This is a genomic window from Burkholderia stagnalis (assembly GCF_039848545.1).
GTDB classification, from domain to species: Bacteria; Pseudomonadota; Gammaproteobacteria; order Burkholderiales; family Burkholderiaceae; genus Burkholderia; species Burkholderia stagnalis.
On the sequence record NZ_CP156685.1, the window covers coordinates 924221 to 940450 of the forward strand.

The following is a 16230-nucleotide window of genomic DNA, read 5'->3' on the forward strand; positions in this document are numbered from 1 at the left end:
CGTCATGCCGACGCGCGCTCGGTGGCGGCGGCCAGCTCGTGGTGGTAGCGGCCGGTATGCAGCGACGACGGGCCGAGGCGCGCGTACTTGAACATCAGCGTGATCTCGATGACGAACAGCACCGTGTAGAACAGGATGAAGCCGGCGAGGCTCAGGTACAGGTCCGTCGACGTCAGGCTGGACGCGGACAGATGCGTCGGCAGGATGCCCGCGATCGTCCATGGCTGGCGGCCGAGTTCGGCGACGACCCAGCCGAATTCCGCGGCGAGCCACGGCAGCGGGATCGCCCACACCGCATAGCGCAGGAACCAGCGGCGGTTGTCCTGCAGCAGCTGCCGGCGCGCGCAGAACCAGAACGCGGCGATGAAGGTCGCGAGGAACAGGAAGCCGAGGAACACCATGATCCGGAACGAGAAGAACACGGGCGCGACCGGCGGGATCGTCTTCTTCGCGGCGGCCTTGATCTGCTCCGGCGTCGCATCGACCACGTTCGGCGTGAACTGCTTGAGCATCAACCCGTAGCCGAGATACTGCTTGTGCTGGTCGAACAGTGCGCGGGTTGCGTCGCTCGTGTCGCCTTCCTTGATCTTCTGCAATGCGCCGTACGCGACCATCCCGCTCTGGATGTGTTCCTCGCTGTGCTTCGCGAGTTCGCGCAGGCCGATCACCGGCTCGTCGATCGAGCGCGTCGCGATCAGGCCGAGCGCGTACGGGATCTTGATCGCGTAGTCGGTGCGCTCCTCCTTCTGGTTCGGAATGCCGATCAGCGTGAATGCCGCGGGCGCCGGCTGGGTTTCCCATTCGGATTCGATCGCCGCGAGCTTCATCTTCTGCACTTCGCCGGTCGTGTAGCCCGATTCGTCGCCGAGCACGATCACGCAGAGCGTCGACGCGAGACCGAAGCCGGCCGCGACCGCGAACGAGCGCAGCGCGAAGTCGGTGTCGCGCTTCTTCAGCAGGTACCACGACGACACGCCGAGCACGAACATCGCGGCCGTCACGTAGCCGGCCGACACGGTGTGCACGAACTTCACCTGGGCGACCGGGTTGAACAGCACGTCGAACAGGTTCGTCAACTCCATGCGCATCGTCTGGTAGTTGAACTCGGCGCCGACCGGGTTGTTCATCCAGCCGTTCGCGACGAGGATCCACAACGCGGACAGGTTCGAGCCGAGCGCGACGAGGAACGTGACCATCAGGTGCTTGACCTTCGACAGGCGGTTCCAGCCGAAGAAGAACAGGCCGACGAACGTCGATTCGAGGAAGAACGCCATCAGGCCTTCGACGGCGAGCGGCACCCCGAAGATGTCGCCCACATAGTGCGAGTAGTACGACCAGTTCGTGCCGAACTGGAATTCGAGCGTGATGCCGGTGGTCACGCCCATTGCAAAGTTGATGCCGAACAGCTTGCCCCAGAACTGGGTCATGTCCTTGTAGACCTGCTTGCCGGTCATCACGTACACGGCTTCCATGATCACGAGCAGCCAGGACAGACCGAGGGTCAGCGGCACGAACAGGAAGTGGTAGAGCGCCGTGATGCCGAACTGCAGACGTGACAGATCGACGACTTCGCTACTTATCATGGTGGTCTCCCTCGGTAGAGGCGGGCGCCGGCACCGAGAGCAGCTTCTCGGCGACGGCGGCAGGCGGCAGCGACATGTGCTTGGCCTGCGGATGATTGAAGAATGCGTATTTGAGTGCGATCAGCAGGACCAGCTTGATGACCAGCACGATGGTGATGTCGCGCGCGAGCGTGGGGCCCCGTGCCCACGCGACGATGCGGCCGCGCCAGCCGGTGGCGCTGGTGGCTGGCTCTTTATTGATCGAGATCAAGGCCATTATCCTGAAACGATTTGAAGCAGGTTTGGGGCGACTCTACGTCGGATTGGTGACGGCTATTAAGCAGTATCTAATCCTGTTGCGCCTGACGTATCAATTTTAAGAGGGCGCCCGCGGCGTGCCGAGTGCCACACTGCGGCGGACCGTCGCGAAGGGTTCGTCGAAACTTGAGCTGGATCAAGCATCGGCGGAACAGGCGTCGTTTTGGTGAATACCCGATTGAATTGGTCAATTTATGGACGAAAAAAAACCGCTGCCGGAGGGGCAGCGGTTTTTGACGAAGCGATTTTGAATCGGCGGGATTTACGCGTATTCGGCGAGCGCCGTGCGCATTTTCTTCATCGCGCTTGCTTCGATCTGGCGGATGCGTTCCGCCGACACGCCGAATTCGGCGGCGAGGTCGTGCAGCGTCGAGCCGCCCGAGCCGTCGTCGTCGACGTGCAGCCAGCGCGCCTCGATGATGCGGCGGCTGCGCGCGTCCAGCGCGTCGAGCGCCTGCGCGATGCCGTCCGTCTGCAGCATGTCGCGCTGACGCGCGGCGAGCACGGCGGTCGGCTCGTTGTGCGAATCGGCGAGATACGCGATCGGCGCGAAGCTTTCCTCGCCGTCCTCGACCTGCCCTTCGAGCGCGATGTCGCCGCCCGACAGGCGGGTTTCCATCTCGGTCACGTCTTCGCGCTTGACGTTGAGCTCCTGCGCGAGGCCGTCGATCTCCTCGGGCGTCATCGCCTGCATGCTCTTCTTGTGGCTGCGCAGGTTGAAGAACAGCTTGCGCTGCGCCTTCGTCGTCGCGACCTTCACCATGCGCCAGTTGCGCAGGATGTACTCGTGGATCTCGGCCTTGATCCAGTGGATCGCGTAGGACACGAGACGCACGTTCTGCGCCGGATCGAAGCGCTTCACGGCCTTCATCAGGCCGATGTTGCCTTCCTGGATCAGGTCGCCGTGCGGCAGGCCGTAGCCGAGATAGTTGCGCGCGATCGACACGACGAGCCGCAGGTGCGACAGCACGAGGCGGCGGGCCGAGTCGAGGTTGTTCTGCTCGCGGAATTCGGTTGCGTACTGGCGTTCTTCCTCGGCCGTCAGCAACGGGATACGATTGACTGCCTGGATATAGGCGTCGATGTTGCCCAGCTGGCCCGGCAACATCGAATAGGTTGCGAGCGCCAGCGAGCCTGCCGATTCGGCCTTAGCAGACGCCGGGCTCAGGGTGTTCGGAAGGGTCAGTGCGTTGCTCACTTAAGAAAACTCCTTTGGAATCAGGGATGAACCCCGGTCTCGGATGATTCCGCGGTCAATCTTAGCACTCCAGCCAATTGAGTGCTAATTCCTTAGAGGGGGTGCGGGCTTTGGAGTTCCCGCTTTTCCTATCAAAGTTGCGAGATCGATAGCTTTAGGTGCGACCACTCGAATCCGGGCAAGTTCCGTAACCCGTTGTTTTTTAGGAGATTAAGCAGACGATTCCGATTTTTGTAGTTTTGGAAGCAAACCATTTCGCTTTGTGATGCCGATCGAAAAAGTCCTTTACCATACCATTCTGTTCGCTCGAGTCCGGCCCTCCGGTGGCAGACTCCATTCAACCTACAAAGTTGGGGTGTCAGATGAACAATAAGAACGACAACGGTCGGCGGGCTTGCCGGCTTGCGTTGCACACGGTCCTGGCAGCGTCATTGCTGGGCGGTTCCGGCGCAGCGTTTGCGGATCGGTGGGGGATCCAGGCAGGGGGCGGATTCTCGGATCGCCACAGCATCGACAAGGGCGACCTCGGCGTGGTCTGGGATCCGGGCTGGACGTGGTGGGAGATCGGCGGCTGGCACTTTGCGTTCGTGGCGGAAGGCCACGTCGGCTACTGGCATACGAACGGCAACATTCACACGAGCATCTGGGAAGTCGGCGCGACGCCGGTGATCCGCTTCATCAAGAGCGCCGGCGCGGTCCGCCCGTACGTGGAAGCCGGCGCGGGGGTGCGCTTCCTGTCGCATCCGACCATAGCGACGGATTTCTCGGTGTCGACCGCATTCCAGTTCGCCTCCATGGGCGGCGTCGGCCTGCAGTTCGGGCAACGGCAACAGTATCAGGTCGGCTACCGTTTTCAACATGTGTCTAACGCGGGTATCAAAGAGCCGAATCCTGGTATAAATTTCCACCAGCTCTACTTGCAGTACAACTTCTGATCCGTACGCCCGCGCACGGCGGGCGCGTTGCCGAGGAGTATGGCGATGGCGAAGGTGGTCGATGCGATCCGCGCGCTCGAGCGCGATCGGTTCCGGGCGATGGTGGACGGCGACGGCGAGGCGCTCGACGCGCTGCTGTCGGACAAGGTGTTCTACGTGCACACCAACGGCAAACGGGAAACCAAGCAGCAGTTCATCGATGCGATCGCCGCCGGCCGCCGCCGCTATCGTCAGATCGAAATCCAGTCGCAGGACGTGCTGCCCGTCGGCGACGAGACCTGTCTCGTCACCGGGCGGGCGCTGATCGAGATGGAAACGAACAACGGCGGGCTCGTGTTTCCGATTGCGTACACCGCCGTGCAGGCGCAGGAGCAGGGGCGCTGGCGTCTGCTCGCGTGGCAGGCGACGCGGTGCGCGACCGAGACATGAACGCGCGTGGCGCTCCTTTTCGTGTCTCGTCCGAAGCGGCCTTCTGGGCCGCTTCTTCATTTCCCGTGCAGCACGGATCGCCTGCTGCGCGGGTGGTCCTGCACCCTTTGCCTGCCCCTCTTCAAACCTTGACGCGCACCGTCACGCCGCCGCGCGGCGGTCGGCGCAATGCCATGCCGAGCGGTTGATCGCGCTGACCACCGCGTCGAGCGCGGCGGCCGCCGCATCCGCGTGCACGCCGACGCCGTGCCGCAGCGGCGCATCGCCGACCCGGCAGCCGACCGATACCGCGATGCGCCCGTCCGACGTGCGTGCGTGTTCGCACGAGCCGACCTCGATCGCGACGCGCGCCGCGGCCGCGAAGGCGGCTGCCGCATGCCGTGCCGCGTGTTCCGGCGCCGCATCGGCCGCGCTCGCGCCGCCGATCTCGCGGTTCTGCCAGCGCGCGCCGCTGCCGCTGCGCGCGGCGGGGCCGTCGGTCTCGAAGAATTCGCGGGAGAACAGCGCGCAGATCGCGTCGCCCGTCACTTCCTCGCCGGACGCGTCGGCGAGCGTCTGCACCGCGTGGCTGAACTCGATCTGCACGCGGCGCGGCGGCGTGAAACCCATGCCGCGCTCGAGCAGGTACGTCGCGCCGCCCTTGCCGGACTGGCTGTTCACGCGGATCACCGCGTCGTAGCTGCGGCCGAGATCGGCGGGATCGATCGGCAGGTACGGCACTTCCCAGATCGCGTCGGGGCGCTGCTGCGCGAAGCCCTTGCGGATCGCGTCCTGGTGCGAGCCCGAGAACGCGGTGAACACGAGGTCGCCCGCGTACGGATGGCGCGGATGCACGGGAATCTGGTTGCAGCGCTCGACGACGCGGCGCACCGCATCGATGTCGGAGAAGTCGAGGCCCGGGTCGATACCCTGCGTGTAGAGATTGAGCGCGAGCGTGACGAGGTCGACGTTGCCGGTGCGCTCGCCGTTGCCGAACAGGCAGCCTTCGATGCGGTCGGCGCCCGCGAGCAGCGCGAGCTCGGCGGCGGCGACCGCGGTGCCGCGGTCGTTGTGCGGATGCACGGACAGCACGATGCTGTCGCGATAGCCGAGGTTGCGGTCCATCCATTCGATCTGGTCGGCGAACACGTTCGGCGTGGCCGCTTCGACGGTCGCCGGCAGGTTGACGATCATCTTGTGCTCGCGGGTCGGCCGCCAGGTCTGCGCGACCGCGTCGCACACCTCGCGCGCGAACGACAGCTCGGTCATGCTGAAGGTTTCCGGCGAGTACTGGAAGGTCCAGTGCGTGTCCGGGCGCGCGGCCGCGTGTTCCTTGATGCGCCGCGTGCCGTCGACCGCGAGCGCCTTCACGTCGTCCTTCGACATCCCGAACACGATGCGGCGGAACGACGGGCAGATCGCGTTGTACAGGTGCACGATCGCGCGCGGCACGCCTTCGAGCGCGTCGAACGTGCGGGCGATCAGGTCGTCGCGCGACTGCACGAGCACTTCGATCGTCACGTCGTCGGGAATGCGCTTCTCGTCGATCAGCTTGCGGACGAAATCGAAGTCGGTTTGCGACCCCGACGGAAAACCGACTTCGATCTCCTTGAAGCCGATCGCGACGAGCATCTCGAAGAACTCGAGCTTCTGCTCGATGCTCATCGGCTCGATCAGCGACTGGTTGCCGTCGCGCAGGTCGGTGCTCATCCAGACCGGCGCGCGCTCGATCGTGCGGGTCGGCCAGCGACGGCCGTTGATGCGGACGGGCTCGAACGGACGGTACTTGTCTTGCGGGTTGCGCTTCATCTTCTTGACCTCGGGTCTCAAGTCGCGAGCGAAGACGGGCGGCATGCGCGACGGTTGACGCTGCCTCGCACCGTGGCGCCTGAGCGCGCTGCGGATGCGGATGATCTTCGCGAATCGGCCGACGGATAGACGGACGAATGCTGACGACTTCGGTTGTAAAAACTGCGAGAGGGGTACTGCGAGGAACTGCTGGGAGGGACCGTGCGGACAGCACACGGCGCTACGACAGCCTTAGGCTAGTCGTAGCGATAGCGGCCGCGCTAGGCGGCCGGAGGTAATTCGGAGGGTGTTCGGAAAGGAACGCATGGCGACAACTCTATGCCAGGATGCGTGCGCGTGTCAAATGCGGGGTGTCGGACGGGCCGGCGGCACGTGGCCAGTGTCGATGGCACGCCGCGCCGGCGCGGGCTCACGCGTCGACGCGGACGATGCGCACGATCGTCTCGACCTGTCGCGCGACCGTCTCCGGCACGGGAATCTCGCCGCGCAGCACCGCGTCGGTCCATGCGGCCGTGGTCGCCGCATCGCGAGATTCCGGCAGCGCGACCGGCGGCGCGTCGGCCGACGCGCGCTCGGCCTCGATCAGCGTGTCGCATGCGCCGTCGTGCAGCCAGTCGACCTGCACTTGCCGGCGCGTGTCGGCAACGGCCTCGCCCTCGGTGCCGCGCGCGAGCAGCGCGCCGCCGCGCGCCGCGTCCGGATGGTCGCGGAACAGCTGCGCGAGGCTGTCGCGGTACGGCGGATGCGTGTAGTTGACGAGCCGCAGGCCCGCGGCCGCGAACGGTTGCAGGATCTTCACCAGCGTATGCGTCGAGTTGCGCACGCCGAGCACGCCGCGCATCGCCAGCAGGCGCGCGAGCCGCGGCGCGAGCGCGTCGATCGGCGCGAACGCGACGCGGCGTTCGGCGAGCATGTCCTCGATCGCGTCGTGCGACGCCGACGGTGCGATCGACAGCGCCGCGAAGATCTCGGCGCTCGTCACGCGGCCCGGGTCGCGCGTCACGCCATGCACGAGCACCGGCACGCCTTCGCGCGCGAGCAGGAGCGCGAGCAGCGGCACGAGGTTCGCCTGCTTGCGCGCGCCGTTGTAGCTCGGGATCGACACCGGGCGAAACGCGCTGTCGCGCACGTGCACGGGCTCGAACGACGCGTGCGCGGCGGCCAGCATCGCGGCCAGCTCGTCGGCGCTCTCGCCCTTCAGGCGATACGCGATCAGGATCGCGCCGAGTTCGAGGTCCGACACGCGCGCGTCGAGCATCGCGCGATACAGCTCGAACGTGTCCTCGGCGGACAGCGCGCGCGCGCCGTGCGGGCCGCGCCCGATTTCCTTGATGAAGCGGGCGCAGTGGAACGGTTCGGTCGCGTGGGCGGCGGGATCGTGGGAAGGGGTCATCGAAGCGTGTCGGGGCGGCCGGCGTCGGGGCCGCGCGGAAGTGATGTGAGGAACCCCTTGAGTATCGCATTTGAGCGGTTCTGGCAAGCGCGCGGATGCGTCGCGGCGCGCTACACTCATGGGCCCGGCCATGCGCGCACGGGCCCCGGCGGCCGGCCCGGCGCGCGACGCCTGCCACGCATTCGCCGGCCGATCACGAGACAACGAGAGACATCCGATGAAGCTTTACAGCTATTTCCGCAGTTCCGCGTCGTACCGCGTGCGGATCGCCCTGAACCTGAAGCAGCTGCCGTTCGACTACGTGCCGGTGCACCTGCTGCGCGACGGCGGCCAGCAACTGAAGGACGACTATCGTGCGCTGAATCCGGATGCGCTCGTACCGACGCTGATCGACGGCGACGTCGAGCTGCAGCAGTCGCTCGCGATCATCGAGTATCTCGAGGAAACGCATCCCGAGCCGGCGCTGCTGCCGAAGCAGCCGGCCGACCGCGCCTACGTGCGGGCGATCGCGCTGCAGATCGCGTGCGAGATCCACCCGCTGAACAACCTGCGCGTGCTGAAATACCTGAAGCACATGCTGCAAGTGCCGGAAGAGGCGAAGAACGACTGGTACCGGCACTGGATCGAGACGGGCTTCGGCACGCTCGAGGCGCGCCTCGCGAACGATCCGCGCACCGGCCGGCTGTGCTTGGGCGATACGCCGACGCTCGCCGACATCTGCCTCGTGCCGCAGGTGTTCAACGCGAACCGCTTCTCGATCGACACGTCGGGTTTTCCGACGATCCAGCGCATCTACGACCACGCGACGACGCTCGACGCGTTCAAGGCGGCCGCGCCGGGCGCGCAGCCCGACGCGGAGTGATGCGCGCCGCGCGCGCATGAAAAAGGGCGCCGTCATCTGAGCGGCGCCCTCGGTGCGGGACGATGTCGCGCGGCGTTCAGCCGAGCAGCGCGTCCGCGAATTCCTCCGCGCTGAACGGCTGCAGGTCCTCGACCTTCTCGCCTACGCCGATGAAGTAGACCGGCACCGGGCGCTGCCGCGCGATCGCGGCCAGGATGCCGCCCTTCGCGGTGCCGTCGAGCTTCGTGACGATGAGGCCGGTCAGGCCGAGCGCGTCGTCGAACGCCTTCACCTGCGTGAGCGCGTTCTGGCCCGTGTTCGCGTCGATCACGAGCAGCACCTCGTGCGGCGCGCCGTCGTGCGCCTTCGAGATCACGCGCTTCACCTTCTTCAGCTCTTCCATCAGGTGCAGCTGCGTCGGCAGGCGGCCGGCCGTGTCGGCCATCATCACGTCGATGCCGCGCGCCCGCGCGGCGCTGACCGCGTCGAAGATCACCGCGGCCGGATCGCCGCTTTCCTGCTGCACGACCGTCACGTTGTTGCGCTCGCCCCAGATCGTCAGCTGCTCGCGCGCGGCCGCGCGGAACGTGTCGCCTGCGGCCAGCAGCACCGACTGGTCGAAGCTCTGCAGGTGCTTGGCCAGCTTGCCGATGCTGGTCGTCTTGCCGGCGCCGTTGACGCCCGCGATCATCATCACGAGCGGCTGCGCGCGGCCGAGCATCAGCGATTTCTCGAGCGGCTGCAGCAGCTCGACGAGCAGGTCGCGCAGCGCGACCTTGACCTGCTGCGGGTCGGTGAGCCGGCCGGCGCGCACCTTCTCGCGCAGCGCGCCGAGCAGGTATTCGGTCGCGTCGACGCCGGCGTCGGACATCAGCAGCGCGGTTTCGAGCTCCTCGTAGAGGTCCTCGTCGATTTTCGTGTTGACGAACACGCCGGTGATGTTCGAGCCGGTCTTCGCGAGCCCGGACTTCAGGCGCGCGAGCCACGATTTCTTCGCGCCGGCGTCCTGCACGGGCGGCGGGACGATCTCGACCGTCTCGACGACTTCGTCGCGGCCGTTCTGGGCCGACGTGACCGTCATCACGACGGCCGGCGCGGCCGGTTGCGCGGGGGCGGGCGGCTGCGCAACCGGCTGCGGCGTGCTCGCGGCAGGCACATCGGCCGGCGCGGACGCGGGCTGCGCATCCGGCAGCGGCTCGGCGGCCGACGGCGATTCCGCGGGAGTCGGCTCCTGCGTTTTCTTGAATCGTTTGAAGAAACTGAACATGATCTGGCGTCGGGAAGAGGGCAGGCCGTCGCCGCTGGCGGCGTGGACTGCGTGCGGGCCGCCGCGCGCGCGACAGCCGAAACCGGGCATTTTATCAGGCGCAGCGCGGCGCTCGCGGCAGCACGCGCCGCCGCTGTGGTAACGTGCGCCTGTCCGGCGGCGCGCCCCGTGCGCGCCCGATCCTCCGTCGTCGATATTCCTTCCGTATGTCCCGTTCATCCTCCGGCCGCCCAGCGGCCTCCACCAGCCGCGGCAAGCCGCACGCCGTCCGCATCATCGGCGGCGACTGGAAACGCACGCCGCTCGCGGTGCTCGACCTCGACGGCCTGCGTCCGACGCCCGACCGCGTGCGCGAGACGCTGTTCAACTGGCTCGGCCAGGATCTCGACGGGCAGCGCTGCCTCGACCTGTTCGCCGGCACCGGCGCGCTCGGCTTCGAAGCCGCGTCGCGCGGCGCGGCGAACGTCGTGATGGTCGAGCGCCATCCGCGCGCCGCGCAGCAGCTGCGCGCGATCAAGGACAAGCTCGGCGCGCGCGCCGTCGAAGTCGCCGAGGCCGATGCGCTGCGGCTGGCGGCCGGCCTCACGCCGGGCGCGTTCGACGTCGTGTTCCTCGATCCCCCGTTCGGCGACGCGGCCGTGCTGGCGCGCGCGATCGCGCTCACCGCGCCGCTCGTCGCGCCGGGCGGCGCGCTCTACGTCGAAACGGGCGACGTGCTCGACCCGGCCGCGCACGACGCACTCGCCGGCTGGCAGGTCGTGAAGCATGGCAAGGCCGGTGCGGTCCACTATCATTTGCTGCGACGCGAAAATGATGAATAATGCGCGTTCCCAACGAGGCGCCGCGCCGGCATGGCGACGCGCGTCCAGCTCGGCAGTGGCGTGCGTGTCGCACGGCTGCGCCCCCATTTGCTTGATGACAGGAGGAGCGACATGGTAGTCGCCGTGTATCCGGGTACGTTCGATCCGCTGACGCGTGGCCACGAAGACCTCGTGCGGCGTGCGTCGAGCATTTTTGATACGCTGGTGGTCGGCGTTGCCGACAGCCGCGCGAAGAAGCCGTTCTTCTCGCTCGAAGAACGTCTGGAGATTGCGAACGAGGTGCTCGGCCATTATCCGAACGTGAAGGTGATGGGCTTCACCGGCCTCTTGAAGGATTTCGTCCGCACCAACAACGCGCGGGTGATCGTGCGTGGCCTGCGCGCGGTGTCCGATTTCGAATACGAGTTCCAGATGGCGGGGATGAACCGCTACCTGCTGCCGGACGTCGAGACGATGTTCATGACGCCGTCCGATCAGTACCAGTTCATTTCCGGGACGATCGTGCGCGAAATCGCCCAGTTGGGCGGAGATGTGAGCAAATTCGTATTCCCGTCGGTCGAGAAGTGGCTGACGGAAAAAGTGGCCGCGATGGGCCCGGGCCCGGTCGCGTAATGCAGTGCCGGCCGGTTTCCCCGGGAAGCCGGCCACGGGCCCGATGAAGTGAGATCAGTATGGCTTTGATGATTACCGACGAGTGCATCAATTGCGACGTGTGCGAGCCTGAGTGCCCGAACGGCGCAATTTCGATGGGCCCGGAAATCTATGTGATCGACCCCGGCAAGTGCACCGAATGCGTCGGCCATTTCGACGAACCGCAGTGCCAGCAGGTGTGCCCGGTCGAATGCATTCCGCGCGATCCGCAGCACGCGGAAACGCACGCGCAGTTGATGGAGAAGTACCACGTGTTGGTCGCCGCAAAGGGCGACGACGCGTCGTGACGTCATAAAGGGCCGGGCGGCTCGAGCCGCCCGGGCCGTTCCCGCCTGTTCAGCCCAGCAGGTCGCGCAGCGCCGCGACGAACGCGTCGCACTCGGCATCGGTGCCGACGGTGATGCGCAGATGCTGGTCGATCCGCGGCAGCTTGAAGTGCCGCACGAAAATCTCCCGTTCCTTCAGCCGCGCCGACAGCGTGGCGGCGTCATGCGCCGGATGGCGCGCGAACACGAAATTCGCGGCCGACGGCACGACATCGAACCCCAGTTCTTCCAGCGCCCGCGTGAGCCGCGTGCGGCTGTCGATCACGCGCCGGCAGGTCGCGTCGAAATAGGCGTCGTCTTCGTAGGCCGCGCGCGCGGCGACCTGCGCGAGACGGTCGAGCGGATACGAATTGAAGCTGTCCTTCACGCGGTTCAGCGCGTCGATCAGATCGACATGGCCGAACGCGAAGCCAACCCGCATCCCGGCGAGCGAGCGGGCCTTCGACGTCGTGTGCACGACGAGCAGGTTCGGGTAGCGGTCGATCAGCGAAACGGCCGACTGCGCGCCGAAATCCACGTAGGCCTCGTCGATCACGACCGCCGACGACGGGTTCGCGGCGGCGATCCGCTCGACGTCCGCGAGCGGCAGCGCGCGGCCGGTCGGCGCGTTCGGGTTCGGAAACAGCACGCAGCCCGCATCGCCGAGATAGTCGTCGACGCGGATCGAGAAATCGTCGGCGAGCGGCAGCGCCTGGTATGCGACGCCGTACAGCCGCGCATAGGTCGGGTAGAAGCTGTACGTGGTGTCGGGGAAGCGCAGCGGCCGGTCGTGCTTGAGCAGCGCCTGGAACGTGTGGGCGAGCACTTCGTCGGAGCCGTTGCCGACGAACACCTGGTCGGGCGACAGCCCGTGATGGGCGGCGACCGTCTCGCGCAGCTGGCGCGCGAGCGGATCCGGATAGCGGCGCAGCGAATCGCCGGCCTCGCCGAGTTCGTGCGCGATCGCCGCGACGACGCGCGGCGACGGCGGATAGGGATTCTCGTTGGTGTTCAGCTTGAGCGGGTGCGCGAGCGCGGGCTGTTCGCCCGCCACGTAAGGCACGAGTTGCTGAACGACGTCGCTCCAGTAACGGCTCACCGCGTGGCTCCTGACAGGTAAAACATCGAGATTACCTCATGCGGGCCACGTGGTGCGGGTTCCCGGTCACGCGCGGCGCGGTGCGGCCGCGCATCCGGAAGCGGGTCAGCCGTTGCGATGCAGCAGCATCGTCGCGCGTTCGAGCTCGCCCTTGACGACCATCGGCATCACGGCGAGTGCGCGTTCGATCGATGCGTCGATCACGTCCTGCTCCTCGCGGCGCGGCGGCTTCAGCACGAAGTTCGCGACATCCGGTTTCGCGCCGGCGCGCGCGCTTTCGGGGATCAGGTCGCGCGGGTGACCGATGCCGATCCGCAGCCGCCAGTATTGCTGCGACGACAGGTGCGCGGAAATGTCCTTCAGGCCGTTGTGGCCGCCGCTGCCACCGCCGCGCTTCAGCTTGACGGTGCCGGGCGGCAGGTCGAGCTCGTCGTGCGCGACGAGGATCTGATCGGGCAGGATCTTGAAGAATTGCGCGAGCGCGACGACCGACTGGCCGGAGCGGTTCATATACGTCTGCGGCTCGAGCAGGTGGACTTCCTCGCCGTGCAGGCGGGCTTTCGCGTAGAAGCCGTGGAAGCGGCGCTCGTCGCGCAGCGTGGCGCCTGCTTCGCGGGCCAGCTGGTCGATCAGCCAGAAGCCGGCGTTGTGGCGCGTCGCGGTGTATTCCGCCCCGGGATTGCCGAGGCCGACGATCAGTTTGATCATGACGTTTCGATGGCGGCGGCGGGCCGCCTGGGCGCGAAAAAGAAAAACCCGCCGGGCAAGCCGCGGCGGGTTGCGTCGACCGTTTCGGAAAACGGATCGAGAGGGCGCTTAGGCAGCCGGCGTTTCGCCTTCTGCCGCGTCCGCCACGGCGCCAGCCGGCAGGGCTGCCGACGCGACGACCGGGTTTTCAGCTTCGACGTGTGACGTCAGCGCAACGCCCTTCGGCAGCACGACGTCCTTCGCGTGCAGCGACTGGCCTGCTTCGATCTTCGCCAGATCGATTTCGACGAATTCCGGCAGGTCGGCCGGCAGGCACTCGACTTCGATTTCCGTCACGACGTGCGCGATGATGGCGCTCGACAGCTTCACTGCCGGGCTCGTTTCCGCGTTCACGAAGTGAACCGGCACCTTGGTGTGCAGCTTCTTCTTCGCGTCGACGCGCTGGAAGTCCACGTGCAGCACGAGTTGCTTGAACGGGTGGTACTGAACGTCACGCAGCAGGACTTGCTGCGATGCGCCGGCCACTTCGAGGTCGAGGATCGAGGAGTGGAAGGCTTCCTTCTTCAGCGCGTGCCACAGGGCGTTGTGATCGAGCTCGATCATTTGCGGAGCTGCTTCACCACCGTAGACGATACCCGTGGTCTTACCGGCGTTACGCAGGCGGCGGCTCGCACCCGTACCTTGCAGTTGGCGCTCGAAAGCGACGACTTTCATGTGTTTCTCCATTTGCTGCCCGCGACCAGGCAGTAAAACGGGGCCGTCGAGCGGCCCCCGATTGAACGGCCGGGGTTTCGTGAGTCCCGGCCGATTGTGCAAAAAGCGAAGCGTTGCCGCTTCGCTTTCCGCGCATGCTTTGCTTGACGGTATCCGGTCAGGATTCCGCGAACAGCGACATCACCGAATCGCCGCGGCGGATCCGCGAGAACGTCTCGGCCAGCAGGCTCGCGCTCGTCAGCGAGCGGATCTTCGAGCAGCCGAGCGATTCGGCGGACAGCGGGATCGTGTCGGTGACGACGAGTTCGTCGAGCGCCGACGCGGCGATGCGCTCGGCGGCGCCACCCGACAGCACCGGGTGCGTCGCATAGGCGAACACCTGCTTTGCGCCGCGATCCTTCAGCACTTGCGCTGCCTTGCAGAGCGTGCCGGCGGTGTCGACCATGTCGTCCATGATCACGCAGGTGCGGCCTTCGACTTCACCGATGATGTTCATCACTTCGGCGACGTTCGCCTTCGGGCGACGCTTGTCGATGATCGCGAGATCGCAGTTGAGCTGCTTGGCCAGTGCACGGGCGCGGACCACGCCGCCGACGTCCGGCGACACGACCAGCAGATCCGAGTAGTTCTGCTTGCGCAGGTCGCCCAGCAGGATCGGCGTTGCGTAGATGTTGTCGACCGGAATGTCGAAGAAGCCCTGAATCTGGTCGGCGTGCAGATCCATCGTGATGATCCGCTCGACGCCGGCGATTTCCAGCATGTTCGCGACGATCTTCGCCGAGATTGCGACGCGCGCCGAACGCGGGCGGCGATCCTGGCGGGCGTAACCGAAGTAGGGGATGGCTGCGGTGATCCGGCCGGCGGATGCGCGCTTCAGCGCATCGACCATGATCATCAGTTCCATCAGGTTGTCGTTGGTCGGCGCGCACGTGGATTGCAGGACGAAGACGTCCTTGCCGCGCACGTTTTCCTGGATCTCGACCTGGATCTCGCCGTCGGAGAAACGGCTGACCATTGCCTTGCCGAGGGGGATTCCAAGGATATTGACGACTTCCTGAGCAAGCGCGGGATTCGCGTTGCCAGTAAAAACCATCAGGCCGTCATGGCTGCTCATCATGCACCTGCTTCGGGCTTGGGCGGGAAAATGCGGGAAAATTTTTGGCAGGGGAGGAAGGACTCGAACCCTCGCATGCCGGAATCAAAATCCGGTGCCTTGACCAACTTGGCGACTCCCCTACACTTAACTGACAACTCTGTCGGACGGTAGGACGTCCGGCAAAGTAAAACTTCATGACGCGAAAGCGAAGAGCGGATGCTCGTTCAGGCTCTCGGCAACTGCGCCGTTCCAACCGGCGGGCAGTTTGGCTTTCGCCGCTTCTGCTTCCTGTTTGCTGCGAAACGCTGCAAACACGCTTGCTCCAGAGCCGGTCATCCTCGCGGGGGTCACATCATACAACCATTTGACCACCTGCGCAACTTCCGCGTACTTACTTGTCACAACTTGCTGCATGTCATTCCGGCCGAAGCTGTCTGGCCATCCTGCGTCGCTGCTTTGCTGTGCAAGAAAGTCCGTAATTGTGACTGGCTTCGAATCTCTTGTCAACAACTTATCTGAAAAAATTTCAGCAGTCGGGACATGAACACGCGGCGTCACAACCAGGAACCAGCGAGTCGGCAATTCTACCTCAGCTAATTCTTCTCCGATACCCTCTGCGAACGCATTTTTTCCAAAAACAAAAAAAGGCACGTCGGCGCCGAGTTTTACGGCGAGTGTCTGCAATTCCGCGCGCGGCAGGTTCAACCCCCACAGACGGTTCAGCGCGAGCAGCGTCGTCGCCGCGTCGGAGCTGCCGCCGCCAAGGCCCGCGCCCATCGGCAGCTGCTTGTCGATCTCGATGTCGACGCCTGCGTCCGTGCCCGAGTGGGCTTTCAGGAGGCGGGCCGCACGCACGACGAGATCGCTTTCCTCGGGCACGCCCGGGACGTCGGTCGCACGTGCGACCTTGCCGTCGTCGCGCAGCGTGAAGTGCAGCGTGTCGCCCCAGTTCAACAGCTGGAACACGCTTTGCAGGTCGTGATAGCCGTCCGGGCGGCGGCCGGTGATGTGCAGGAACAGGTTGAGTTTCGCGGGCGCAAGGCAGTTGCGCAGCGAGCGGGTCGAATCGGTCATGCTGGTGTCGTATCGGGTTGGAGGCGCGCGC

Annotated in this window: 17 protein-coding genes and 1 tRNA gene; 6 read left to right on the top strand and 12 right to left on the bottom strand. The window is 65.8% G+C overall.

Annotation, left to right across the window (positions count from 1 at the left end; translation table 11 throughout):
* Nucleotides 1-2: 2 nt before the first annotated feature.
* From ABFO07_RS04380 to rpoH, 3 genes are all read right to left on the bottom strand, one after another.
* Nucleotides 3-1583 carry a cytochrome ubiquinol oxidase subunit I gene (locus ABFO07_RS04380; RefSeq protein WP_059803161.1) on the bottom strand — a complete coding sequence of 527 codons (1581 nt, stop codon included), beginning with the start codon at nucleotides 1581-1583 and terminating at the stop codon, nucleotides 3-5.
* On the bottom strand, nucleotides 1573-1839 hold the full coding sequence (gene cydP, locus ABFO07_RS04385; RefSeq protein ID WP_230942011.1) for a cytochrome oxidase putative small subunit CydP: 267 nt from the start codon (nucleotides 1837-1839) through the stop codon (nucleotides 1573-1575). The genes ABFO07_RS04380 and cydP overlap by 11 nt, the downstream gene beginning before the upstream one ends.
* A gap of 303 nt (nucleotides 1840-2142) precedes the next feature.
* The gene (gene rpoH, locus ABFO07_RS04390; protein ID WP_059566535.1) at nucleotides 2143-3078 is read right to left on the bottom strand and encodes an RNA polymerase sigma factor RpoH; all 936 of its coding nucleotides are present in this window, start codon (nucleotides 3076-3078) and stop codon (nucleotides 2143-2145) included.
* A gap of 362 nt (nucleotides 3079-3440) precedes the next feature.
* Here rpoH and ABFO07_RS04395 point away from each other — a divergent pair, with 362 nt between their 5' ends.
* Both ABFO07_RS04395 and ABFO07_RS04400 read left to right on the top strand, forming a co-directional pair.
* Nucleotides 3441-4013, top strand: a complete 573-nt coding sequence (locus ABFO07_RS04395; RefSeq protein ID WP_059566536.1) for an acyloxyacyl hydrolase — start codon at nucleotides 3441-3443, stop codon at nucleotides 4011-4013.
* 45 nt (nucleotides 4014-4058) lie between these two features.
* Complete coding sequence (locus ABFO07_RS04400; protein WP_059566537.1) at nucleotides 4059-4442, top strand: nuclear transport factor 2 family protein; 384 nt, start codon at nucleotides 4059-4061, stop codon at nucleotides 4440-4442.
* 141 nt (nucleotides 4443-4583) lie between these two features.
* Here ABFO07_RS04400 and leuA read toward each other — a convergent pair whose 3' ends face one another.
* Both leuA and ybiB read right to left on the bottom strand, forming a co-directional pair.
* Nucleotides 4584-6230 carry a 2-isopropylmalate synthase gene (gene leuA / locus ABFO07_RS04405; protein WP_059803156.1) on the bottom strand — a complete coding sequence of 549 codons (1647 nt, stop codon included), beginning with the start codon at nucleotides 6228-6230 and terminating at the stop codon, nucleotides 4584-4586.
* Nucleotides 6231-6639: 409 nt separating this feature from the next.
* On the bottom strand, nucleotides 6640-7623 hold the full coding sequence (gene ybiB / locus ABFO07_RS04410) for a DNA-binding protein YbiB (protein WP_059922949.1): 984 nt from the start codon (nucleotides 7621-7623) through the stop codon (nucleotides 6640-6642).
* Between the two features lie 217 nt (nucleotides 7624-7840).
* Here ybiB and maiA point away from each other — a divergent pair, with 217 nt between their 5' ends.
* Nucleotides 7841-8485 carry a maleylacetoacetate isomerase gene (gene maiA, locus ABFO07_RS04415; RefSeq protein ID WP_059885316.1) on the top strand — a complete coding sequence of 215 codons (645 nt, stop codon included), beginning with the start codon at nucleotides 7841-7843 and terminating at the stop codon, nucleotides 8483-8485.
* Between the two features lie 76 nt (nucleotides 8486-8561).
* Here the strand turns inward: maiA and ftsY are convergent, their stop codons facing one another.
* Nucleotides 8562-9731: a signal recognition particle-docking protein FtsY gene (ftsY, locus tag ABFO07_RS04420; RefSeq protein ID WP_059566541.1), complete on the bottom strand. Its 1170-nt coding sequence runs from the start codon at nucleotides 9729-9731 to the stop codon at nucleotides 8562-8564.
* Nucleotides 9732-9937: 206 nt separating this feature from the next.
* Between ftsY and rsmD the strand changes: the two genes are divergently transcribed.
* From rsmD to ABFO07_RS04435, 3 genes are all read left to right on the top strand, one after another.
* Nucleotides 9938-10552, top strand: a complete 615-nt coding sequence (gene rsmD, locus ABFO07_RS04425) for a 16S rRNA (guanine(966)-N(2))-methyltransferase RsmD (protein ID WP_059803152.1) — start codon at nucleotides 9938-9940, stop codon at nucleotides 10550-10552.
* A 111-nt stretch (nucleotides 10553-10663) separates the two neighbouring features.
* Nucleotides 10664-11164 (top strand): pantetheine-phosphate adenylyltransferase, encoded by a 501-nt coding sequence (coaD, locus tag ABFO07_RS04430; protein ID WP_059566543.1) that lies wholly within the window; start codon nucleotides 10664-10666, stop codon nucleotides 11162-11164.
* Nucleotides 11165-11223: 59 nt separating this feature from the next.
* Nucleotides 11224-11490, top strand: coding sequence for a YfhL family 4Fe-4S dicluster ferredoxin (locus ABFO07_RS04435; protein ID WP_026045197.1), 267 nt, complete (start codon nucleotides 11224-11226; stop codon nucleotides 11488-11490).
* A 49-nt stretch (nucleotides 11491-11539) separates the two neighbouring features.
* Here ABFO07_RS04435 and hisC read toward each other — a convergent pair whose 3' ends face one another.
* The 6 genes from hisC to ispE form a co-directional block, all read right to left on the bottom strand.
* The gene (gene hisC, locus ABFO07_RS04440; protein ID WP_060149065.1) at nucleotides 11540-12607 is read right to left on the bottom strand and encodes a histidinol-phosphate transaminase; all 1068 of its coding nucleotides are present in this window, start codon (nucleotides 12605-12607) and stop codon (nucleotides 11540-11542) included.
* A gap of 105 nt (nucleotides 12608-12712) precedes the next feature.
* A complete protein-coding gene (gene pth, locus ABFO07_RS04445; RefSeq protein ID WP_017334271.1) occupies nucleotides 12713-13315 on the bottom strand; it encodes an aminoacyl-tRNA hydrolase in 603 nt (200 codons plus the stop codon).
* 108 nt (nucleotides 13316-13423) lie between these two features.
* A complete protein-coding gene (locus ABFO07_RS04450) occupies nucleotides 13424-14029 on the bottom strand; it encodes a 50S ribosomal protein L25/general stress protein Ctc (protein WP_059566594.1) in 606 nt (201 codons plus the stop codon).
* A 157-nt stretch (nucleotides 14030-14186) separates the two neighbouring features.
* Nucleotides 14187-15143, bottom strand: a complete 957-nt coding sequence (locus ABFO07_RS04455) for a ribose-phosphate pyrophosphokinase (RefSeq protein ID WP_059566595.1) — start codon at nucleotides 15141-15143, stop codon at nucleotides 14187-14189.
* 45 nt (nucleotides 15144-15188) lie between these two features.
* A tRNA-Gln gene (locus ABFO07_RS04460) sits at nucleotides 15189-15265 on the bottom strand.
* Between the two features lie 52 nt (nucleotides 15266-15317).
* Entirely contained in the window at nucleotides 15318-16199 is an 882-nt protein-coding gene (gene ispE / locus ABFO07_RS04465; RefSeq protein ID WP_059803147.1) for a 4-(cytidine 5'-diphospho)-2-C-methyl-D-erythritol kinase, read from the bottom strand.
* Nucleotides 16200-16230 lie beyond the last annotated feature (31 nt).